18 protein-coding genes are annotated in these 19,263 nt (G+C 64.6%); 9 read left to right on the top strand and 9 right to left on the bottom strand.

Features of this window, described 5'->3' with window-relative positions:
* The first annotated feature begins 18 nt into the window (after positions 1–18).
* The 4 genes from VFO25_01425 (at position 19) to VFO25_01440 (ending at position 4,693) form a co-directional block, all read left to right on the top strand.
* On the top strand, positions 19–342 hold the full coding sequence (locus VFO25_01425; GenBank protein ID HET9341560.1) for a zinc-ribbon domain containing protein: 324 nt from the start codon (positions 19–21) through the stop codon (positions 340–342).
* A 234-nt stretch (positions 343–576) separates the two neighbouring features.
* On the top strand, positions 577–1,095 hold the full coding sequence (locus tag VFO25_01430) for a lytic transglycosylase domain-containing protein (protein HET9341561.1): 519 nt from the start codon (positions 577–579) through the stop codon (positions 1,093–1,095).
* A gap of 4 nt (positions 1,096–1,099) precedes the next feature.
* On the top strand, positions 1,100–2,341 hold the full coding sequence (locus VFO25_01435; GenBank protein HET9341562.1) for an LptF/LptG family permease: 1,242 nt from the start codon (positions 1,100–1,102) through the stop codon (positions 2,339–2,341).
* A 3-nt stretch (positions 2,342–2,344) separates the two neighbouring features.
* Positions 2,345–4,693: a hypothetical protein gene (locus VFO25_01440; GenBank protein HET9341563.1), complete on the top strand. Its 2,349-nt coding sequence runs from the start codon at positions 2,345–2,347 to the stop codon at positions 4,691–4,693.
* Between the two features lie 19 nt (positions 4,694–4,712).
* Here the strand turns inward: VFO25_01440 and VFO25_01445 are convergent, their stop codons facing one another.
* Positions 4,713–5,561 (bottom strand): hypothetical protein, encoded by an 849-nt coding sequence (locus tag VFO25_01445; GenBank protein HET9341564.1) that lies wholly within the window; start codon positions 5,559–5,561, stop codon positions 4,713–4,715.
* On the opposite strand from VFO25_01445, the gene lnt reads away from it, so the two are divergent.
* Complete coding sequence (lnt, locus tag VFO25_01450) at positions 5,560–7,122, top strand: apolipoprotein N-acyltransferase (protein HET9341565.1); 1,563 nt, start codon at positions 5,560–5,562, stop codon at positions 7,120–7,122. The two genes, VFO25_01445 and lnt, sit on opposite strands and share 2 nt — an antisense overlap.
* Entirely contained in the window at positions 7,119–7,763 is a 645-nt protein-coding gene (locus tag VFO25_01455; GenBank protein ID HET9341566.1) for a hypothetical protein, read from the top strand. Before lnt ends, VFO25_01455 begins: the two co-directional genes overlap by 4 nt.
* A 330-nt stretch (positions 7,764–8,093) precedes the next feature.
* On the opposite strand, the gene VFO25_01460 is transcribed toward VFO25_01455, so the two are convergent.
* Positions 8,094–9,194 (bottom strand): bifunctional phosphoglucose/phosphomannose isomerase, encoded by a 1,101-nt coding sequence (locus VFO25_01460; protein ID HET9341567.1) that lies wholly within the window; start codon positions 9,192–9,194, stop codon positions 8,094–8,096.
* Between the two features lie 34 nt (positions 9,195–9,228).
* Positions 9,229–9,534, bottom strand: a complete 306-nt coding sequence (locus tag VFO25_01465; GenBank protein HET9341568.1) for a hypothetical protein — start codon at positions 9,532–9,534, stop codon at positions 9,229–9,231.
* Between the two features lie 130 nt (positions 9,535–9,664).
* Here VFO25_01465 and VFO25_01470 point away from each other — a divergent pair, with 130 nt between their 5' ends.
* From VFO25_01470 to VFO25_01480, 3 genes are all read left to right on the top strand, one after another.
* Complete coding sequence (locus tag VFO25_01470) at positions 9,665–11,254, top strand: D-aminoacylase (protein HET9341569.1); 1,590 nt, start codon at positions 9,665–9,667, stop codon at positions 11,252–11,254.
* 111 nt (positions 11,255–11,365) lie between these two features.
* Positions 11,366–11,929 (top strand): hypothetical protein, encoded by a 564-nt coding sequence (locus VFO25_01475; GenBank protein ID HET9341570.1) that lies wholly within the window; start codon positions 11,366–11,368, stop codon positions 11,927–11,929.
* Positions 11,926–12,726: a polysaccharide deacetylase family protein gene (locus VFO25_01480; GenBank protein ID HET9341571.1), complete on the top strand. Its 801-nt coding sequence runs from the start codon at positions 11,926–11,928 to the stop codon at positions 12,724–12,726. The genes VFO25_01475 and VFO25_01480 overlap by 4 nt, the downstream gene beginning before the upstream one ends.
* Here the strand turns inward: VFO25_01480 and msrB are convergent.
* The 6 genes from msrB to VFO25_01510 all read right to left on the bottom strand — a co-directional run bounded on the left by msrB (position 12,684) and on the right by VFO25_01510 (position 19,251).
* A complete protein-coding gene (gene msrB, locus VFO25_01485; protein ID HET9341572.1) occupies positions 12,684–13,175 on the bottom strand; it encodes a peptide-methionine (R)-S-oxide reductase MsrB in 492 nt (163 codons plus the stop codon). The two genes, VFO25_01480 and msrB, sit on opposite strands and share 43 nt — an antisense overlap.
* Before the next feature lie 28 nt (positions 13,176–13,203).
* Positions 13,204–13,806, bottom strand: a complete 603-nt coding sequence (coaE, locus tag VFO25_01490) for a dephospho-CoA kinase (protein ID HET9341573.1) — start codon at positions 13,804–13,806, stop codon at positions 13,204–13,206.
* A 58-nt stretch (positions 13,807–13,864) separates the two neighbouring features.
* The gene (locus VFO25_01495; GenBank protein ID HET9341574.1) at positions 13,865–15,085 is read right to left on the bottom strand and encodes a S1 RNA-binding domain-containing protein; all 1,221 of its coding nucleotides are present in this window, start codon (positions 15,083–15,085) and stop codon (positions 13,865–13,867) included.
* Between the two features lie 140 nt (positions 15,086–15,225).
* Positions 15,226–16,029 (bottom strand): bifunctional DNA-formamidopyrimidine glycosylase/DNA-(apurinic or apyrimidinic site) lyase, encoded by an 804-nt coding sequence (mutM, locus tag VFO25_01500; protein ID HET9341575.1) that lies wholly within the window; start codon positions 16,027–16,029, stop codon positions 15,226–15,228.
* Positions 16,030–16,114: 85 nt separating this feature from the next.
* Positions 16,115–18,820 (bottom strand): DNA polymerase I, encoded by a 2,706-nt coding sequence (polA, locus tag VFO25_01505; GenBank protein HET9341576.1) that lies wholly within the window; start codon positions 18,818–18,820, stop codon positions 16,115–16,117.
* Positions 18,821–18,834: 14 nt separating this feature from the next.
* Complete coding sequence (locus VFO25_01510; protein HET9341577.1) at positions 18,835–19,251, bottom strand: hypothetical protein; 417 nt, start codon at positions 19,249–19,251, stop codon at positions 18,835–18,837.
* Positions 19,252–19,263: the final 12 nt, after the last annotated feature.

The raw sequence follows: 19,263 nt of genomic DNA on the forward strand, positions 1-19,263 counted from the left end.
CAATTCTTGCGTTTCCAAATGGCGGAATTCGAGGAATATCTAGTGGCTTATCAAGACCGAACCCTGATTTGCCGGGACTGCGGTGCGGAGTTCATCTTCACCGCCGGTGAACAGGACTTCTACGCGCAAAAGGGCTTCGAGCACGAGCCGACCCGATGCGCCGCGTGCCGTCAGGCCCGCAAGCGCGATCGCGGTTCCCAGACCGGCGAGCGGGCGATGTACGACGCCGTATGCACGCAGTGCGGCGCCGCGACACAAGTGCCGTTCTCGCCGCGCCCGGACAAGCCGGTTTATTGCCCGGATTGCTACCGGACTGTCGCCGGCAGGCGCGCGCGAGTGTAGTCTGATCCGCCCCTGATCGCTGGGGCGCGCTCCAGGTCACATCTCTCGGCCGTTTATATGCGGTCTTTTCGGCTTCGGCTACCAGCCGTGCGGCAGCCCGTGCGGGGGGCCGGGACCTTGCTCTCACCGAAAGTCCCTTTTCGGGGCGACGGTTAGCCGATACTATTGCTATACGTTTCGGGGCGGTCGACGCCGCCGAATCGACCGCACATTGGGACAGGAGTTGCCACCCGGATGGCGTCCACGAGATCTTCGGGCCGGACCACCGTCGTCAGCCTCGTCATCATCTTCGCGACGGCCGCGGCTGGCTGCAGCGGCGGCGGTTTTCTTCCGTTCGGCGACGGACCGCACTCGATCGCGCCATCCGTTCTCAACTCGATCATCGCGCAACAGTCCGCCGAGCACGGCGTCAATCCGCAGCTCGTCCGCGCGGTCATCCATCAAGAATCCGGCGAAGATCCGTCGGCGATCTCGTCCGCGGGCGCGATGGGACTGATGCAGCTCATGCCCGGCACGGCCGACGCGTACGGCGTTAGCGATCCGTTCGATCCCGCGCAGAACGTCGCAGGCGGCACGGCGCTCCTCGCCGACCTGCTCCGTCAGTATCGCGGGAACGTCCGCCTCGCGCTCGCCGCGTACAACGCCGGCTCCGGCGCGGTCGCGAAATATCACGGCATTCCGCCGTTCGCAGAAACGCAGGCGTACGTGCGCGACGTGACGTCGCTCTATCGCGCCTCGTCGTCGCATCCGTAAGCTCATGGATAGCGCCCGCCCCGGCCGTCCGGCGTTCGCGACAAGCCTGCGCCCGGTGACCGAGCCGGCCGACATCGGCCATGGCGCGGCCGATCGGCTCGATTGGCTATCGGGCGGACATTGGGAACCGGAGCCGCAGGTACGCCGGCGCGGATTCTCGTTCGGCCTCCAGATCCTCGACAAATACATCGTCAAGGAGATGCTCGGCCCGTTCGCATTCGGCTTCATCGCGATCACGCTGTTCATGACCGTCAACATGCTCTACCTCGCGGCCGACTTCATATTCGGCAAGGGCATCCCGGTCGACATGACGATGCGCTGGCTGGTTCTCCAGCTGCCGGCGCTCATGTACCTCGTCCTTCCGTTCTCGACGCTGTGCGGCGTCATGCTCGGCTTCGGTCGGCTCGCCGGCGATCACGAGCTCACCGCGTTGCGTACGAGCGGCGTGCCGCTCCACCGCATCGCATTGCCCGGCTACGTCGTCGGTGCGATCATGTTCGGGCTCGCGTTCCTCGTCAACGAGAACCTCGCTCCGCCGTCCGAGCGCCAAGCAGACGTCGTCTTCCGCCAGATCGCCTACCATTCGAGCCAGCCGATCATCGCGCCGAATCAGATAATCAAGACGACGAACGGCTCGCAGCAGTACACGCTCTTCGTCGGTTCCGTCGACTCGGCCACCGGCCTCATGCACGACGTTCAGATATTCGTCATGCAGGCCGGGTACTTCCCGATCCGATGGACGGCGCAGACGGCGCGGCAGGCCGGGAACAAGATCGTGCTGTACGATGGCGTCGAGAGCCACACGGGCAAGGATGGGCTCGTCAACGCGCAGCAACGTTTCAAGGAGATGGATATCCCGATCGGCGATACGCAAGCGCTGTACGGCGGTCAACTGACGGCTTTCGAGATGAACTCGAAACAGCTGAAGCAGCAGGTCGACGCGGAAAAATCGAGCGGCGAAGACGCGCGTCAGGACGAGATGGTGCTCGCGGAAAAATTCGCGATGCCGGCCGCGAGCTTCATCGCGGTCATCATGGCGTTGCCGCTCGCGGCGCGCTTCGGCCGGCACGGCCGGGCCGTCGGGGCTCTCATGACGATCGCAGCGATGGTCGTCTACTATTTGTTCATGGCTGCCACTAATGCGATGGGGAAGAACGGCATCATGTCGACGTGGCTCGCAGCATGGACCCCGAACATCCTGTTCGGCGTCATCGGTCTCGCGCTCCTGATTCGAGAAGAGCGCTGAAGGTTGACCTTCGGTCGCTCGTCTGACCGAGCCGCCCGAGTCGGCGGAATCGTCGCCGCGGCGTGGCTCGTGGGGATTTTTCTCGTCGCGCAAGCGGGCCGCACGCCCGCGGTAGCGGATCCCATGCCGTCGCCCGGCGCGAGCGCGCTGCCCTTCTACGCGAATCCGTACGCGACTCCGGCCGACGACATCCCCACCATCTACCACTCACCGTTGCCGATCCCGTCGCCGCTTCCGTCGGGCGAGGTCGCGCCGTCGCCTGGTCCGACCTCGACGACGTTGCCGCTGCCGCAAGGCTCGGCGAAGGTCACCGCGGATCAGATGTTCGGCAACGGCGGACCGACCGGCGATATCACCGCTCTCGGGCACGTCGACATCAAGTACGCAGACGTCGACATCATCGCCGATCAAGCCGTCTACCACGCCTCGACCAAAGTGATCAGTGCGACCGGACACGTCCACTTCGTCGATGCGAACGGCGACACGGCGACGGCGCAAACCCTCGACTACGACACCGTCGACGGCCACGTCTCGATGACCGACGTCGTCGGCCAGAGCTCGTCGCTCTACGCGCAAGGCGAGCCGATACAAGGCTACGTCTACTACAAGGCCAAGAAGGCGACGTCGTATCGCGACGGCCACACGATCCTCGAGGACGGCTGGATAACGACGTGCGACTTGAGCCACGTCGCGTATCACATCACCGGCAACGAGATCGAGGTGCGGCCCGGCGACCGCATCATCGCGCACAACTCGCACCTCTACCTCGGCAAGTATCTCGTCGCCGCGCTCGGCATCCTCGTCATCCCGCTCTCGAAGGCGTCGGCGCAGCATCCGGAAGCGCTCGCACCGCGCGTCGGCTACAATTCGACCTTCGGCTGGTTCGTCAAGACGTTCATCAATTTCTACCGCAGCCCGTACTACTACGGCACGTACCATGTCGACTATTACCAAAAGGTCGGCATCGGGCTCGGAGCCGACCTCTATCTCTACCGGCAAGACGGCCGCGGTCAGGCGACGATCACGCTGTATGACTTGCGGAGCAACACGCAGCAGCAGCTGCTCACCGGACAGAAGAGCACGTTCCAGAGCAGCCTGTCGGCGCAAGAGCCGCTAGGAGCTCACCTCAACGCGACGGTCAATTTCGGATATTCGGGTCAGTCGTTCGTCACCGGCAACATCCCGCCGCAGACCGAAGCGAACGTCTCGCTCGCGCATCTTGGAGCACGGACGCAGACGAACTACGGCCTCACGTTCCAGAACAGCGGCGGCAACTCGTCGCTCGGACTGCTCTTCAGCCACACGATCCAGTTCTCGGAATTCCTCAGCCAGCAGTTCAACATCTCGGTGAACAACACGCACATACTCGGCTCGTCGTTCTCGCACTCGGTCGGTTTCAACACCGACACGCACTTCGGCGGACGTGCGCTCGACGGCGATCTCACGATCGAGACGAGCCACGGCTATCAGTACGCGAACCTCGGCGGCATCCGCACCGACCTCCCCGCCTTCCAGAAGCTGCCCGAACTGACGCTGAACGCGCACCCGTTCGAGATCGACCAGCGCATCCCGGTCGATATCACGCTCATCGGCGGCGTCTACGACGACCCGTTCGAGACATTCGGCTTCACGACGCAGCACGTCGAGACATCGCGTCTCGAAGCGGGTGTCCAACTCGGGGACGCACTGTTCCGGATCGGCGGGAACACGGATCTCACCGCCTCGGCGACGGTTCGTCAGGACGCGTACGGCACGGGCGACCTGCGTGGACTCTTCGGCGACGACTTCTCGGTCCATACGCTCTACGGCACGCACGCGGATACGACGTTCGGCTACGCCGTGAACAGCATCCGCGGCTTCACGCCGCTCGAATCATTCGACGGCGACGTATCGTCGAACACGTACACCGAAGCGCTCGATGTGTACAACGGCAGTTACTACCGCTTCACCGCGTCGTCGACGTACGACGTGCTCCAGCACTTCCAAGGCTCGATCGCATATCAGCTGACGACGACGCCCGGTCCGTTCGCATCGCTGACGCTCGGCACGAGCTTCGATCCGCATGGTACGGGCTTCTCACCGATGAGCATCCAGCTGCAGACGCCGGTCGGCAAGGACGACTACTTCCAGATGCTCGCGAACTACGACTTCAAGCTGCACGGGCTGCAGGGCCAGAACTACTATCTGACCCATAACGTCAACAACTGTTATCTCGTGCGCGTGTCGTATCTGCAGCCGCTGCACGAGGTCGACCTGAGCCTAAGCCTACTCGCGTTCCCTGGCGAAGGCGTCACCTTTGGTTTCACCAACCAAGGCGGATCACTGCTGCCGCAGAGCTTCGGCTCTCAGTAGCGACGTGTGTACGCCACCTTCACGCGCTCGGACTTGGGCTCGGGCTTGGACTCGGAGAGGGTTTCGATCCGGGAATCTGCACCTGGACCAAGCCGCCGGTGATGTTGAGGTCTTGATTTCCGTCGGGCGGCCCGGTGCAGGTGGTCGACTTCGTGAACACCTGTGTGTTCGAGACGGTGACGTCGACTGGGAAAAGCTGACCCGAGAGGCACGCGAGCTGGTCTTGTGCTACGCCGGACGAGTCGAGCGTGATGAGGTTGACGTAGATCTGCGTGACGTTCGAAGTGACCGTGTCGCACGACTGCGTGTTGGAGCCGGCGAAAATCGACAAGCACGAAAGCGGGAGCCGCAAGATGATCGCATTGCCGACGCCCGAACCGCCGTTGCCGGACGGGTTGAACGTGAACGTGCCTGGCGTCATGACGATGGGGATGAACCTGATCGTTATCTGACCGCCGTTCTGGCTCACCGCTTTGTAGCAGTAGAAGAACGTGCCGACCGGAGCGAGGACGCAGTTCGGCAGCCCGCTCGGAGCATCGCCGTATACGAGTGCTTGATCCCAATGGGTGAACGGAGGGGGCTGCAACCCGTAGGCTTCGAGGATGGTCGGCTCGCCGGGTTGTTCGCCCGCTTTGACGTTGATGTTGACGAAATTCGGGGCTACGCCGGTGTTCGCGTTGAGGACGAAGATGTAGTCGCCTTCGCTCGGCACGATCGCGCCCTGGACGAAGAGCTCGAGCGTGATCGTCGGTACCGTCGGCAACCCGATAGGCTCGACGGGACCGCGCCCGCACGCGGTGAAGGAAAGGACGACCGCCGCGACCGCGGCGCCGAGCCCCAATCCTATCGACCGGAACGATACGCGCATGTCTTCTGTGACCCGTGAGCTGTTCGCGGGGAGCCCAGCGCCGGCGAGAGCCGGCATGCTCCTCCGCCTTGGGGTCGCCATCGTGCCGCCGCTCGCCCTGTCGATGGCTTACCCGAAACTCGACGTGAGCGCGCTCGCGCTCGTCTCGTTGGCACCACTCTTCTGGTCGTGGTCGAAGTCGTCCTGGAAGCGCGCGTTCCTCGACGGTTGGCTGAGCGGAACGATCTTCTTCTTCGTCATGTGTTTGTGGATGACGAACTCGCTCGGCGATTACATCGGAGAGTGGAAGCTGCTCGCCGGCGTCTTGCTCGCCGCGCTCGAAGGCCTGTCGTTCGCAGGTGTCGGTGCGCTCACGTCGCTCGTCTGCCAAGGCGAGATCGGTGCGACGGCCGTTTTCGCGCTTCCATCTGCTTGGCTGCTCGTCGAATCGGTGCGGACGCGCGGCGCGTCGGGCGTTCCCTTCGGCGAGCTCGGGCTCGTCGGCGCCCATGCGCAGTGGCTTCTGCCCGTCGCGGCTTTTGGGGGCGTCTACGCGATGAGCGCGATCATCGCGCTGTGCAACTCGGCGCTGCTCGGAATCGTCGCAGGTTCTCGAAACGGACGTACCGCCGGCATCGTCGCGATCGCAGCGATCGTGGCGATTGTCGGCGCGGCGGATCTCGCGCGCAGTCGCATCGCCGTCGATCCGCCTTCGGTTCGCGTCGCCGTCGCGCAAGGCGGCATTTCGCAGCGAGAGAAATGGTCGCCGGCGGTTTTCGAACACACGATGGCGGTCTATTCCGACTTGACGCATCGCGCCGCCGCGCAGGGCGCCCGCGTCGTCGTCTGGCCCGAAACCGCGATCACGTCGAACCCGCTTCAAAACCCGCCGCTGCTCGCGTTCCTCGAGCGGCTCGCCACCGCGAACGACGTGTGGCTCATCGCGGGCGCGATCGATCGGCCGCAAGCGGATACGCTCTACAACTCGGTCCTCGAAATATCGCCATCCGGCGTATTCGTGAAGAAATACGACAAGCACATCCTCGTGCCGTTCGCCGAGTATCTGCCGTTCGAACACGCGCTGCGCGGCGTGCCGCTATTCGCCGAAGCATCGCACTTCTCGTCGGGCACCGGGCCGGAGCTGTTCGACGCGGCCGGCGTGCGCATCGGACCGCTCGTATGTTACGAGTCCGCTTTCGCGCCCTACGCGCGCGAGATCGCGAACGCCGGCGCCGGCGCGCTGATCGTCGTCACGGACGACGCGTGGTTCGGAGACACATCCGGACCGTATCAGCACGCCGAGATGTCGATCGTCGACGCCGTAGAGACCGGCCGCTGGCTCGTGCGCGGCGGTGACACGGGTATCTCCGAGATCATCGATCCGAAGGGCCGCGTCGTCGAAAGCCTCGGTCTTGGCGCGTCGGGCGTTCTCGCGGGTGAGATCGGCGCGCCAGTCGACGCGCCCTACTTGCGCTGGGGCATCTGGTGGTTGTTGGTGCTCGCGGGAGCCACGCTTGCGTGGGGGCTTTATCCGCGCCGCCGCGTCGCGCACGGCTGGCGTTCGAGGCGTGGGCGATCGTGATCGGAACGCTTCGCGCGGCTCTGCGCCGGCCAGGCACTTGGGGCTGGGTCCTCGGCGGCGCGGTGGTCGCGTATCTCGTCTACCTGCTCGTCGCCGGCTTGCTCACGCCCGAAGCTCCGAGCGGACCGGGCGCGAATCTCATCACCATGCGCGGCATCGTCAGCGAAGGACAAAACGGCAAGAGCGGCTGGTACTTCGAGGCGTCGAATAGCGAGGTCTCACCGGACGGCTTCACGACGACGTACCATGACGTCCGCAACGCGACGTTTTTCCGTGAAGGCCGCCCTGCGTATCGCCTGAAGGCCGGGCTCGTCACGGTCGACTCGCGCAATCAGAACTATTCCGCGACGGGCGGCGTCCACGTCTGGTCGTCGGATCAGGCTTTGCCGGACGATCTCCAAACCGACGACGCGTATTGGAATCAGGCGAGTCAGATGCTGACGTGTCCGGGACCGACATCATTCCTCTATCGGGGTACGACGATGCACACGACCCACATGACGGTCAATCTGCAAAGCGGCGCTTCGCAGCTCGGCGACACGACGATCGATTACTTCAAGATTCCCTCGCCGGCCCCGCTCGTCTCCGCGGCCCCGCTCCCGATCGCCACTCCAATAAACGTACCATCACCGAGCCCTTAAGGAATATCCGCTCGTCGCCGGATGGCCCCTTGCGGGGACGCGGCTTGAATCGGGGCAAACTGACCTAACGCCGCTCGGCTTCGGCGCCTCCTCGGCGCCTCAGACGCCCCGCAATTGGGGCCATCCGACGACGCACACAAACTTTGCGTTCCGAGCGGTGCGAGGGTGTCGCGCTAAGCGGGGCGTTGGAGGCGGCGAAAGCCGCCGGAATCGAGCGGCGGAAGGCAAGTATTTCCCGACTTCCGCCGCGTCCCCGCGAGCGCGACATCTCGCGGCGCTATTTTGGAAAGGCCGCGGCGGTCGAGATAAATCTCGACCGCTCCCAAACTATCAGGATGCGAAGTAGGGTTTGGCGAGTTCGGACTTGAGCCAATCGATGACTTTGACGGGTGTCGGATCTTCGCCGTACGCATACGCGAGGTAACAGGACGCGAAATCTCCGACGTAGATGAGCGACATCATCCGCGCGAGCGCGCTCTCGCCGGTGGCCCAGACCTCGTCGATCCCGTCGACGTGCTCGGCGATGATCTTCTTGGTGAGCTCTACACGCCGCTTTATGTGCGCGGGTTCGCGGTCGTCGCGAAGAATGCAAAGGCGCAACACCTTCTCCGGATTGCCTTGTCCGTGCGCGCCGCTCCAACCGACGGTCTCGTTATGGTTGAGCTCCGGAAAGACGTTCGAGATCGCATACGCCTTCGCGTTTTCGTTTATCTGCGTCTTCCAGCGATATGCGGCGACACCGCGCTCGCCTTGAGAGCCGTAGATGACGGGCAGCTTGCCGCGCCAACTCGACGCGAGTGATCGCGCGACGTTCTCATCGCCCGGAGCGTCGGGATTGCACCGATCGCGGACGCCGCGCATCGTCGCGACCGCCTCGTCGATGTCATCGACGAGCGGCGACGGCAACAGGCCGAGCCGCGCCGAGGCGACGACGAGCGGGATGAACCCGTAGCCGAGCGATGCTCGCGGCTGCAAGCCGCCTGGAAACGTGACGAGAGAAACGCCGTCGCGCGACGCGCGCTTTCCGAGCTCGCCGCCGGTCGTGAACGCGACGATCGTGGCGCCGGCTCGGCGCGCTTGATCGTACGCCGAGAGCGTCTCCTCGGTATTTCCGGAATTGCTCGCCGCGAATACGAGCGTATCGGGTCCGACGTACGCCGGCAGATGATAGTCGCGAGCGACTTCGACCGGGCAGCGCAGCACGGACTGATAACACGCACGGAGCAGATCGCCGCCGATCGCCGAGCCGCCGAGGCCCGCGATGACGAGCGAGTCGAATCGCTTGCGCTCGGCGGCCGCCAGATCCGCAGTGGATCCGATGATCGTAGCCGCCGAGCACTGCTCCGGGAGGCCGAGGATGGCCCCCATCATATCCTGCGGGTCCGTCGCGCGAGCGGGCGCGAGAGCGGTGCCGTCAGGTCGAGCCGTCATGAGCCTCCATCCGGAAGAGAAGGAGGCGGAAGGGTCAACGTTCCGAGCGCTTCGCCTCTTCGATGAGGCGCTTTACTTTCTGCCCGCCCTTGTGCCCGATCTCTTCGTAAAAACCGGGTCCGTATTTGTCCTTGACCGCATTGCCGCCCTTTTGTCCGATGTTCTCGTAGAACTCTGCGCCGTGGCGCTCTTTGGTGACTTCCCCGCCTTTGCGGCCTATCTCTTCGTAGAACGACGCACCGTACTTCGCCCGTACGGCGTCGCCGCCACGTTTGCCGGCTTCACGCACGGACATCTCGCCGCCCAGCCGATCCTTGGCTATTTCCTTCGTCCGGATCATGAATCACCTATTCTTACGGCAACAAGGGTAATGATATCGAGCGGGGCGAGGAACCGCCCGCGCGTGATATCAATGTACGTGTACCCGAGAGGGCAGACGCTAAACCGGCAGCTGAAATCGGTCCCATATTGTGTTTGACGTCATTCTTCGCGGTGGTCTCATCGTCGATGGTACCGGGACGCCCGGGTACCATACAGATATCGCGCTCAAGGACGGCAAGATCGCGCGCATCGGCGATTGTTCTACGGCCGACGCTGCGGAACGCCTCGATTGCACGGGCCTCGCGATCGCGCCAGGCTTCGTAGATATGCACGGCCATTCCGATGAGATTCTCCTCGTTGATCCGCTCGCCGACGCGAAGATCCGACAAGGGGTCACGACCGAAGTCGGTGGCAATTGCGGCTCATCTCCCGGACCGCTGTCCCAAGACGAATTCAATAGTCGCAAGCAGCGTTTCAAAGAGGCGTACGGATTCGATCTAGAGACGTCGACGATCGGCGCGTTTCTCGATGCGCTCGATTCTGCTGAACCCGTGATGAACTTCTGCACGCTCGTGGGATGCGGCGAGACTCGCGCGGCCGTCGGCGGCCTCGACGACACGCCGCTCGACAAGGAGGCGCTGCGCCGCGAATGCGATCTCGTGCGCGACGCGTGCGAGCAAGGCGCGATCGGCATCTCGTCGGGGCTCATCTATCCGCCGGGTCGCTTCGCCGACATCGCCGAGCTGACGGCGCTCGCATCGGCGGCTCGCGCCGCAGGCAGCCCGCTATACGCATCGCACATCCGAAGCGAAGGTCGCGACCTCATCGAGGCGGTGGAAGAGGCGCTCGAGATCGGCGCGCGCGCCGGCGTCGGCGTGCAGTTGTCGCACCACAAAGCGTCCGGCAAGGCGAACTGGGGCAAAGTGCATGACAGCCTTGCGCTCGTCGAGCGATCGCGGGCGTCCGGCAACGACGTCGTGCTCGATCAGTACCCGTACAAAGCCTCGAGCACCGGGCTCGACGTCATCTTGCCGAAGGACGTCAACGTCGGCTCGGCCGATGCGGTTGCAACGCGGCTGGCTGACAAAGGCTATGCCTCGCTCGTCGCGGCGCGTGTCGAGCTCGAATATGCGGACCGGTGGAAGGACGTCATGATCGCGGCGGTCGCGACGGAGAAGAATCGGAGGTTCGAGGGTATGACCGTCGAGCAGATCGCCCAATCGCAACAGCGGCGGCCGGTCGCCGTCGCGCTCGATCTGCTCGTGCAAGAGCGGCTGCAAGTCGCGGCGATCTTCTTCACGATGTGCGAGGACGACGTCCGGACGGTGCTGTCGTACGCGCACACGTCGATCGGAAGCGATGCATCCGTGCGCTCTGTGGGCGGCATAACCGCGCGCGGCAAGCCGCACCCCCGCGCGTTCGGTACGTTCCCGCGCATCTTCAAACGCTACGTGCGCGATACGCGGCTGCTCGCGCTCGAAGAGGCGGTGCGGCGAGCCACGAGACTGCCTGCGACGCGCCTCGGCCTTCGCGATCGCGGCGAGCTCAAGGAGGGCTGGCACGCCGATATCGCCGCTTTCGACCCGGCGGCTATCGCCGATATGTCGACGTATGAGGATCCGTACCGGTATCCCGTAGGCTTGCCGCACGTTTTCGTCAATGGCGTCGCGGTCGTACGCGATGGGCGTTCGACGGGAGCAAAGGGCGGCCGTGTCTTGCGGCGCGGACGCGATTTGTAGGCTTTTCGCCGGCTCGTCCGGCCTTGACCGGCGGGCGGCTCGCGCTATAATGAGTCCTAGGAGCGTACCGGCGGCTCGCGACTATCGCGAGTAAGGAATCGTTATCATAACGTGAGATCGATCTGGGTGGGCGTCATCGCCGGCTTCGCGGCTTTTGTTGTCGCGACGTCTTGCGCGTTCGCGTCCGAGACGAGCGCCGCGCATCTGCCGCTGAAGCCGGCGGCCGTCGGGCCTTCGACGGAGCGCAAGCCGTGGATCGAAGGCGTCGATCCATCGGTCGAAAACAGTCTATTCTTCGCGACCTACGAAGCGCTGTCGACGCACAACGTCCTTAAGGTGTACGCGTTCGACGCGGGCGGGTACGAGTCGGCGGCGATCCGCATATCCGGCCGCATCCCGCACGAGCCCGAAGACCTGAGCCTCGACGAGCTCGCGTCCGAGGCCGTCACGCTTATCCGCACGACCTTCGACCGCTTCCCGGAAGTCCAGCATGTCGACATCTGGGCGACCGTGCCAGTACCGCAATCCGAAGCGACGACCGTCGAGAACACGGTGTTCTCGGTCTCCGCCGATCGCAGCGTCTACGAGAAGATCGACGACGGAAATCAGATGACCGACCTCGGTTTCCTCGGCGCGTTCGGTCGCGTCTGGGTGGCGCCCGAGGTGCCGCGATGATCCGTCGCGCGACCGTCGTCGCGATCATCGCGAGTATCGCCGTCGCGCCGCAGATCGCGAACGCGGCGCCGAAACGCCCGGTCTCGCTGCCACAGCATCCGGTGACGAGCATCGATGGAACTTCCCGGACGTCGCCTGTCGACGGGGTCGGACCGCTCGGCGAGGTCTGGCGCGTTCCGATGCGGCGCAAAGAGATCGCGCTTACCTTCGATGATGGACCGTATCCGTTCTATACGGATCTGCTCCTCCACGAGCTCGAGCGCTCGCACGCAGTCGCGACGTTCTTCCTCGTCGGCCGCTCGTCGCAGGAGTTCCCCGAGCTCGTCAAGCGGATCGTCGCCGACGACGATGAGGTCGGCGACCACACGTTCAATCACTACAAGCTGACGAAGCTGTCGGGCCCGCAGATCGCCGCCCAGATCTCCGAGGACGCGACTCTGCTCGAGCCGTTCGTGGGCGCGCCCCTGAAGCTATTCCGCCCGCCGCATGGCCGCTTCGATCATCGGGTCGTCGCGCTCGCGCATGCGATGGGCTACGACACGATCTTTTGGAGCGACAGCCCGGAGGATACGAAGGACATCTCGCCTGCGCTCGTCGTCAAGCGCACGCTCGACCAGGCGACGCCGGGCGGCATCATCCTCATGCACAACGGGCAGTATAGGACGATCGAAGCGCTTCCGATCATCATCGATCGTCTGCGCTCCGAGGGGTATACGTTCGTGACGGTGACGCGTCTGCTCGAAGACGGCCGTCGCTACGACGGTTTGAACGTCAAAGCAACGCCGTTCATGCAGTAACGCAGGCCCGTCGGCGGCGGCCCGTCATCGAAGACGTGGCCGAGATGGCTGCCGCACCGCCGGCAATGCACTTCCGTCCGATCCATCCCGAGAGAGTCGTCGCGGCTCGTCAGGACTGCGTTCTTGAGTGGTGCGTAGAAGCTCGGCCACCCCGTGCCGCTGTCGAATTTCGTCTTCGATGAGAACAAGTCGAGCGCACAACCCGCGCACGCGTACGTGCCGGGGCGCTTCTCCTCGTCGAGCGGGCTCGAGAATGCGTATTCCGTCCCCGACTGCCGCAGCACCGCGTACTGCGCGGGCGTCAGGAGCTTGCGCCACTCGGCATCGGTATGCTCGACTTCGTAGTGCACGGTCGAAGCGTCCGCGGAGCGCGCGATCTTTGCCCGGATGCCGAGTGCCAGACCCGTCGCGCCGAGGGCCGCTATCGATACGAAAGAACGCCTATCCATTTCCATGCGCCTCCGTACGTGTATACGTTCAGCCGGCCCGACCGGATGCCTTCGCAAGCTCCGCCCAGACCTTTTCTACTTCGGCGTCGAGCGCGATCTCATCGCCGTCGTTGCGGATGATCCACGTCGCTTTGCCATCGTACCCTGATTCGGGCAACTGTACGCGCATCCGTGCGCGGACCTCGGCCTCGGCCATGTGGTCGCGTCGCATGACGCGCGCGATGCGCGCCGGCTCGGGGGCCGTCACCGCGATGACGGCGTTGCAATTGCGATCGAAGCCAGATTCGAACAGCAGCGGCACCACGACGACGACGACCGCCGACGGCGGATAGCTGCCGATGCGCGCGAGCACGCGCTTGAGTATCTCGGGGTGCGTGATCTCGTTGAGGCGCTGCCTGCGGGATTCGTCGTTGAAGACGATACGCGCGAGCGCTTCGCGGTCGAGCGCGCCGCCGCGGCCGATAACCGACGCGCCGAATTCGCGCGCGATCTCATCGAGAACGGGGCTTGGCGGTTCGACCACCTCTCGCGCGATGACGTCGGTGTCGATGATCGTCGCGCCGCGCTTTTCCAACAGCTTCGCCACGGACGATTTGCCGGCGCCGATGCCGCCGGTAAGGCCGACGATCACGCTGCTGAAAAGGGCGGCATGTGATGCCGCCCCTCAGACCGCTTGACCACGACTCCTCTTACGAGGCGGAGGTCGACGCGTCGGGCGGCTCCGGCGCGCCCGCCGCATCCGACGGTTCGGTGGTGTTCGCCTCGAGCGAGTCGCCGATCGACGACTCTTGCGCCTGCTGGCTCGCGAGGAATTCCGCGACCTCGGGGTTGCCGCCGTCGTTCGACGACGCCTTTGTGACGCTTGCGGTGATGCGCCGCGACGGCACGTTGATCGAGAGGAGGCGGACCTGGACGGTTTCGCCCGTCGCGGGCGGCGTGCGGCCGTCGAACTCCGACTTCGGCACCATGCCCGTGACGCCGGGCAGGATCTCGACGAGCAAGTAGTTCTGCGTCACCTTGATGAGCGTCGCGGGGACGACCGTGCCTTCGACGAGTTGGTCGGGCACGTTCTTCCACGGATCTTCGAGCGAGTGCTTGAGCGAGAGGCTTACCTTCTTCGCTTCGGGGTCGAACTTCATCACTTCGACCTGGACCTTGTCGCCGATGTTGACGACTTCGCTCGGGTGCTTGATGCGCGACCACGACAGCTCGCTGTTGTGGATGAGACCGTCGATGCCGCCGAGATCGACGAACGCGCCGAAATCCGCGAGCCGCACGATCGTGCCTTCGCGGATCTGCCCCGCTTGGAGCGTCGCGAGCAGCTCTTGCTTCTTCTGGTTGAGCTCTTCTTCGAGCACGACGCGCTGCGAGAGGACGACGCGCTTGCGCTTGTGGTCGAGGTCGATGACCTTGAGACGCAACTGTTTGCCGACGAGCTCGTCGAGGTTGCCCACGGGATGACGGCGGATCTGCGATGCCGGCACGAAACCGCGCATGCCGAGGTCGACGAGCACGCCGCCTTTGACGACTTGCGTGACTGTCGCCGTGACGACTTCGTTCTGCTCGTGCGCTTCGAGGACTTTCGTCCACGTCTTGAGCGCGCGCGCGCGTTTTTCGGAAAGGTAGAGCGTGCCGTCGCCGTCGCCGTCGATGCGGTGGACGAGCACTTCGAGCGTATCGCCGACCTTGAGGTCTGCGACCGACATCCCGGGCGAGAGCTCGCGGGATGTGACGATGCCTTCGGACTTGCCGCCGATGTCGACGAGCAGTTCGTCGTTCGTCTTCGCGACGATCAGGCCGGTGAGGACCTGACCTTCGTCGAGCGTTCGAAGGCTCTCCTCATAGAGGCGCTGTTCGAGGGCGAATTCGTCTTCCGCTTGCGATGGTTCGAGCACGTGCGTATCAGCCATAGAGGAAAGATCACCTTGGTTTCTTTTAGATTCGGGCATGCCCGCCGGTCGGGCGCGGACACCTAGATTCGCGGAAACCCGAAAGGCTCCGCCCTCAGAGGTCCGTCGTCACCGAGGCGAGATGTGGTGCGAGTCGTCGATTATCGCTGGCAAGCGGGACAGTAGAACGTCCCACGCTGGCCGAGCACGATGCGCTTGATCGGCGTCCGACAACGCCGGCACGGTAGGCCGGCACGCCCGTAGACGTTGAGCTTTTTCTGAAAATCGCCCGGTAAACCCTCCGCATCGACGTAGTCGTCGACGCTCGAGCCGCGCGACTCGATCGCGCGGAGCAACACGCGGCGCAGTGCCGCGAGCAGCGCTTTCCGCTCGCGCTCGGTGAGCCGCCCGGCGGGTCGTCTCGGTCGGATGCGCGCCTTGAAGAGCGCTTCGTTCGCGTAGATGTTGCCGACGCCGGCGATCCGCTGCTGATCGAGGAGCAGCGTCTTGACGGGCGTCTTGCGCTTTCGGACGATGCTCGCGAACGCCGCGACATCGAGCGACTCCGAGAGCGCGTCGATGCCGACGCCGAGGACGTCGCTGCTCACGTCGTCGAGCAGACGGATGCGTCCGAACTTTCGCGCATCCGCGAACGAGAGCTTGTCGCCATCTTCGAAAACGAGCGCGAGGCGTTCGTACGGGACGTGCGCGTCCGCCTTGGCGACGGTGAGGCGTCCGGTCATCCGCAAGTGGACCGTGAGCGTGCGTCCGCTGCGCAAGCGGATCGCCACGAACTTGCCGATGCGCCCGACCGATTCGATCGAATCCCCGCGCAGCGATTCGAGCGGAATGCTTCGCGTGTCGACCGTCCGATCCCATAGGATCTCGGCTTTCGCGATGGCGCGCCGGCGGACGAGCGGGTCCAGGCCGCGCGCGATCGTCTCTACTTCGGGCAGCTCAGGCATTCACTCGGCATCCTGACTTTGATCCGAATGTAGTAGGCCGAGCGAAGCTCGGCGTTTTGTGGTATGCCGAGCGAAGCTCGGCGAGTCACTCGAGATCCGCCCAGGTCGGACCGCTCGAGAAATGGACGGCGAGCGGCACTCGCAGCGACATGGCGTTCTCCATCGCGTCCTCGACGACGGCACGCAGCCGCGAGATCTCTTTCGTCGGCGTCTCGAAGATCAGCTCGTCGTGGACCTGGACGAGCATGTTCGCTTCGACCTTCGCTTCTTCGATGCCGTGCGCGACGCGGACCATCGCGAGCTTGACGAGGTCGGCCGCGCTCCCTTGCAGCGGTGCATTGATCGCCATCCGTTCCGCAGCGGCGCGGACGGCGTGATTGCTCGATCGCAGGTCGGGGAGATAACGGCGCCGTCCGAGGATCGTCGTGACGAAACCGTCGGTCCGCGCTTGCGCGAGGCCCGCGTCGATGTACCCCTTGATGCGCGGGAAACGCGCGAAGTATTGCGCGATGAACTCGCGCGCTTCGGCACGCGTGATGCCGGCGCTCTGCGCGAGTCCGAAGCTGCCCATCCCGTACAGGACGCCAAAATTAATCGCCTTTGCGCGGCGGCGCAACTCGGGATCGAGCGGCGCGTCGTCGGGAATGCCGAAGATGCGACGCGCCGTATACGCGTGCGCGTCGTGGCCCTCGGCGAACGCCGCGAGCAGATTCTCGTCTTGCGACAAGTGCGCGAACAAGCGCAGCTCGATCTGCGAGTAGTCGGCGGCGACGAGCGCCATGTCGGTTCGTCTCGGAACGAACGCGCGCCTGATCGCTTTGCCCGCCGCCGTGCGCACCGGGATGTTCTGCAGGTTCGGGTTCGTCGACGATAGCCGCCCGGTCGCAGCGCCGAGCTGATGGAACGTCGTGTGGAGGCAGCCCGTCTTGGGGTTCACGAGGGCGGGCAGCGCGTCGACGTACGTCGACTTGAGCTTGGCGACTTCGCGATACTCGAGGATCTTCGCCGCGATGGTGTGTTCAGCCGCGAGCGGTCCTAGGACCTCGATGCCGGTCGCGTAGCCGGTCTTCTTCTTGATGCCGCCAGGCAGCGACATCTTCTCGAACAATATCGCGCCGACGGCCTTGGGAGAATTGAGGTTGAACTCTTCGCCGGCCATCTCGAAGATCTCAACGCTCGCTTTAGCGATCATGCCGTCGAGCTCGGCGCGGATACGGTCGAGCTCTTTGAGGTCGAGCGCGAAGCCGCGTGACTCCATCCGCGCTAGGATGCGAGCGAGCGGCAGTTCGACGTCGCGCAGCAGCGAGCTCTCACCGGCGTCTTCGATCATGCGCTCGAGGACGGGCGCCGCGCGGAACACGGCGTCGGCGGCCGACGCGAACGCCGGGTCCAGCGACGCGGGCGCTGCGAACAGATCCATAGCCGCGGGCGCCTTCGGTTTGTCGACGAGCGCCACGACAGCGCCGCTCATCGTCGCCGCTTCCGCTAGCGAGGGTTCCCCGAGCGTCGGGTTGACGAGACCAGCTCCGAGCATCGTGTCGAAACCGATGTCGGAGAGGCGGTGATCATTGGCGTCCGCCCATGCGTAAAAACTCTTCGAATCGTGAACGCTTTTTCGCGGCGCCTTCGCGTCGAGCAGCGACTTCATCGCGGAAACGGTCGCCGCATGTCGCAGCGCGGAACTCTCCGGCACGACGAACGCGTCGCCGGGCGATGCGCAAAACGCTAGTCCGGCGGCGGCGCCATCGTTACCGGCGACGAGCGCGATCCCAACGGCCGCCTGTTTGCGCAGTTCGTCGATTGCCTCCGCGGCGCGCGCGTCTTCAAGCGTTCGATAGCGCGTCGGGATCTCGACGCCGAGCGGCGCGACCGCCGGCGAGGTGCCTGCCGCAATATCGGCGCCTCTCGCCTCGCCGTTCGGCGTACGAGAGGCGAGCGTCCGGAACTCGAAGGCCTCGTAGAACTTCGCGAGCCGTTCGCGCGGCGGCGGCTCGTACTTGAGTTCGTCCCAACCGACGTCGATCGGCAGGTCGCGTTTTGCCGTCGACACGGCGCGACAGCGACGAGCTTGGTCGGCGTATTGGTCGAGCAATCCGGCGATGCGCTTCGGGGTCACTTCGGCGGTATGTTCGAGCAACGCGTCGAGCGTGCCGAACTGAGCGATGAGCTTGGCCGCCGTCTTCTCGCCGATGCCGGGTACGCCGGGAAGATTGTCAGATGGATCGCCCTTGAGCCCGCGATAGTCTGGAAGCTGGCTAGGATCGAGCCCAAAACGCTCGCGCACCGCTTGGGTATCGTAGCGCGTCATGTCGGTCATGCCGCGCCGGGTGACGACGACCGTGACCCAGTCGTCGACGAGTTGGAGCAGATCGAGGTCGCCCGTGATGATCGAGGTGAAGATGCCGTCGCGCGATGCGCGTGTCGCGAGCGTCGCGATGCAATCGTCGGCTTCTTCGCCGTCGACCTGGAGCGCGCGGATGCCGTACGCGTCGAGCGCCGCTCGCACGCTCTCGAATTGCGGCCGCAAGTCGTCGGGCATGTCCGGCCGCTGCGCCTTGTACGACGGCATCGCGTCGAAGCGCTCTTGCGGTATGCCCGCATCGAAGCACGCGGCGATGTGCGTCGGCCGCTCCATGCCGAGGACGCGGTTGAGCATGCGATCGAAACCATAGACCGCGTTGACCGGCACGCCCGCCGATGTCGTCAGCGGCGGCAACGCGAAATACGCGCGGTAGACGAGCGCGTAGACGTCGAGGAGCAGAAGTTCGGGTTCGCGCTGTCGTTCGGGCATGAGCGAGCTGCCGCTCAGGGCTTGTAGACGAGGCGCGCCGCGCTCATCGCCGCCGGCACGCGGAACCCGATCGTGATATCCATCGGTTTGCCCCCGGCGAGTTGGACGGTCGCCATGGTCGGGATCGAGATGCCGCCGCCCGACAAGCCTTGATACGTCGCCATCAGGTTCGGGTCGAGCAGCGCGAACTTGTCAGGTGATATCGTCTCGGGCTGCGTTTCCGGATTCGTGTACGTCGCTTGGATGACGACGATGAGCGAGTCAGTCGTGTTGCCGTTCGGATCATTGTAACGCTGCACGTTTTTGATGACGAACGTCGTCGGGTCTGCGGTGATGTAGTCGTTCGGAGGCGAAGCCGCCGACTTCAGTTGACACCCAGGTAAGAGCGCGACGCAAAGCGCCGCCCAGAGGGCGATGCGGGATACCGACATGCGGGAGACTGC

Source organism: Candidatus Eremiobacteraceae bacterium (genome assembly GCA_035710745.1).
Classification (GTDB): Bacteria; Vulcanimicrobiota; Vulcanimicrobiia; order Eremiobacterales; family Eremiobacteraceae; genus JANWLL01.

Excerpts from the sequence above, each read along its gene's own strand:
- VFO25_01425 (HET9341560.1), top strand. The coding sequence starts at position 19 with ATGGCGGAATTCGAGGAATATCTAGTGGCTTATCAAGACCGAACCCTG.
- VFO25_01430 (HET9341561.1), top strand. The coding sequence starts at position 577 with ATGGCGTCCACGAGATCTTCGGGCCGGACCACCGTCGTCAGCCTCGTC.
- VFO25_01435 (HET9341562.1), top strand. The coding sequence starts at position 1,100 with ATGGATAGCGCCCGCCCCGGCCGTCCGGCGTTCGCGACAAGCCTGCGC.
- lnt (HET9341565.1), top strand. The coding sequence starts at position 5,560 with ATGTCTTCTGTGACCCGTGAGCTGTTCGCGGGGAGCCCAGCGCCGGCG.
- VFO25_01445 (HET9341564.1), bottom strand. The coding sequence starts at position 5,561 with ATGCGCGTATCGTTCCGGTCGATAGGATTGGGGCTCGGCGCCGCGGTC.
- VFO25_01460 (HET9341567.1), bottom strand. The coding sequence starts at position 9,194 with ATGACGGCTCGACCTGACGGCACCGCTCTCGCGCCCGCTCGCGCGACG.
- VFO25_01465 (HET9341568.1), bottom strand. The coding sequence starts at position 9,534 with ATGATCCGGACGAAGGAAATAGCCAAGGATCGGCTGGGCGGCGAGATG.
- VFO25_01480 (HET9341571.1), top strand. The coding sequence starts at position 11,926 with ATGATCCGTCGCGCGACCGTCGTCGCGATCATCGCGAGTATCGCCGTC.
- msrB (HET9341572.1), bottom strand. The coding sequence starts at position 13,175 with ATGGATAGGCGTTCTTTCGTATCGATAGCGGCCCTCGGCGCGACGGGT.
- VFO25_01495 (HET9341574.1), bottom strand. The coding sequence starts at position 15,085 with ATGGCTGATACGCACGTGCTCGAACCATCGCAAGCGGAAGACGAATTC.
- mutM (HET9341575.1), bottom strand. The coding sequence starts at position 16,029 with ATGCCTGAGCTGCCCGAAGTAGAGACGATCGCGCGCGGCCTGGACCCG.
- polA (HET9341576.1), bottom strand. The coding sequence starts at position 18,820 with ATGCCCGAACGACAGCGCGAACCCGAACTTCTGCTCCTCGACGTCTAC.
- VFO25_01510 (HET9341577.1), bottom strand. The coding sequence starts at position 19,251 with ATGTCGGTATCCCGCATCGCCCTCTGGGCGGCGCTTTGCGTCGCGCTC.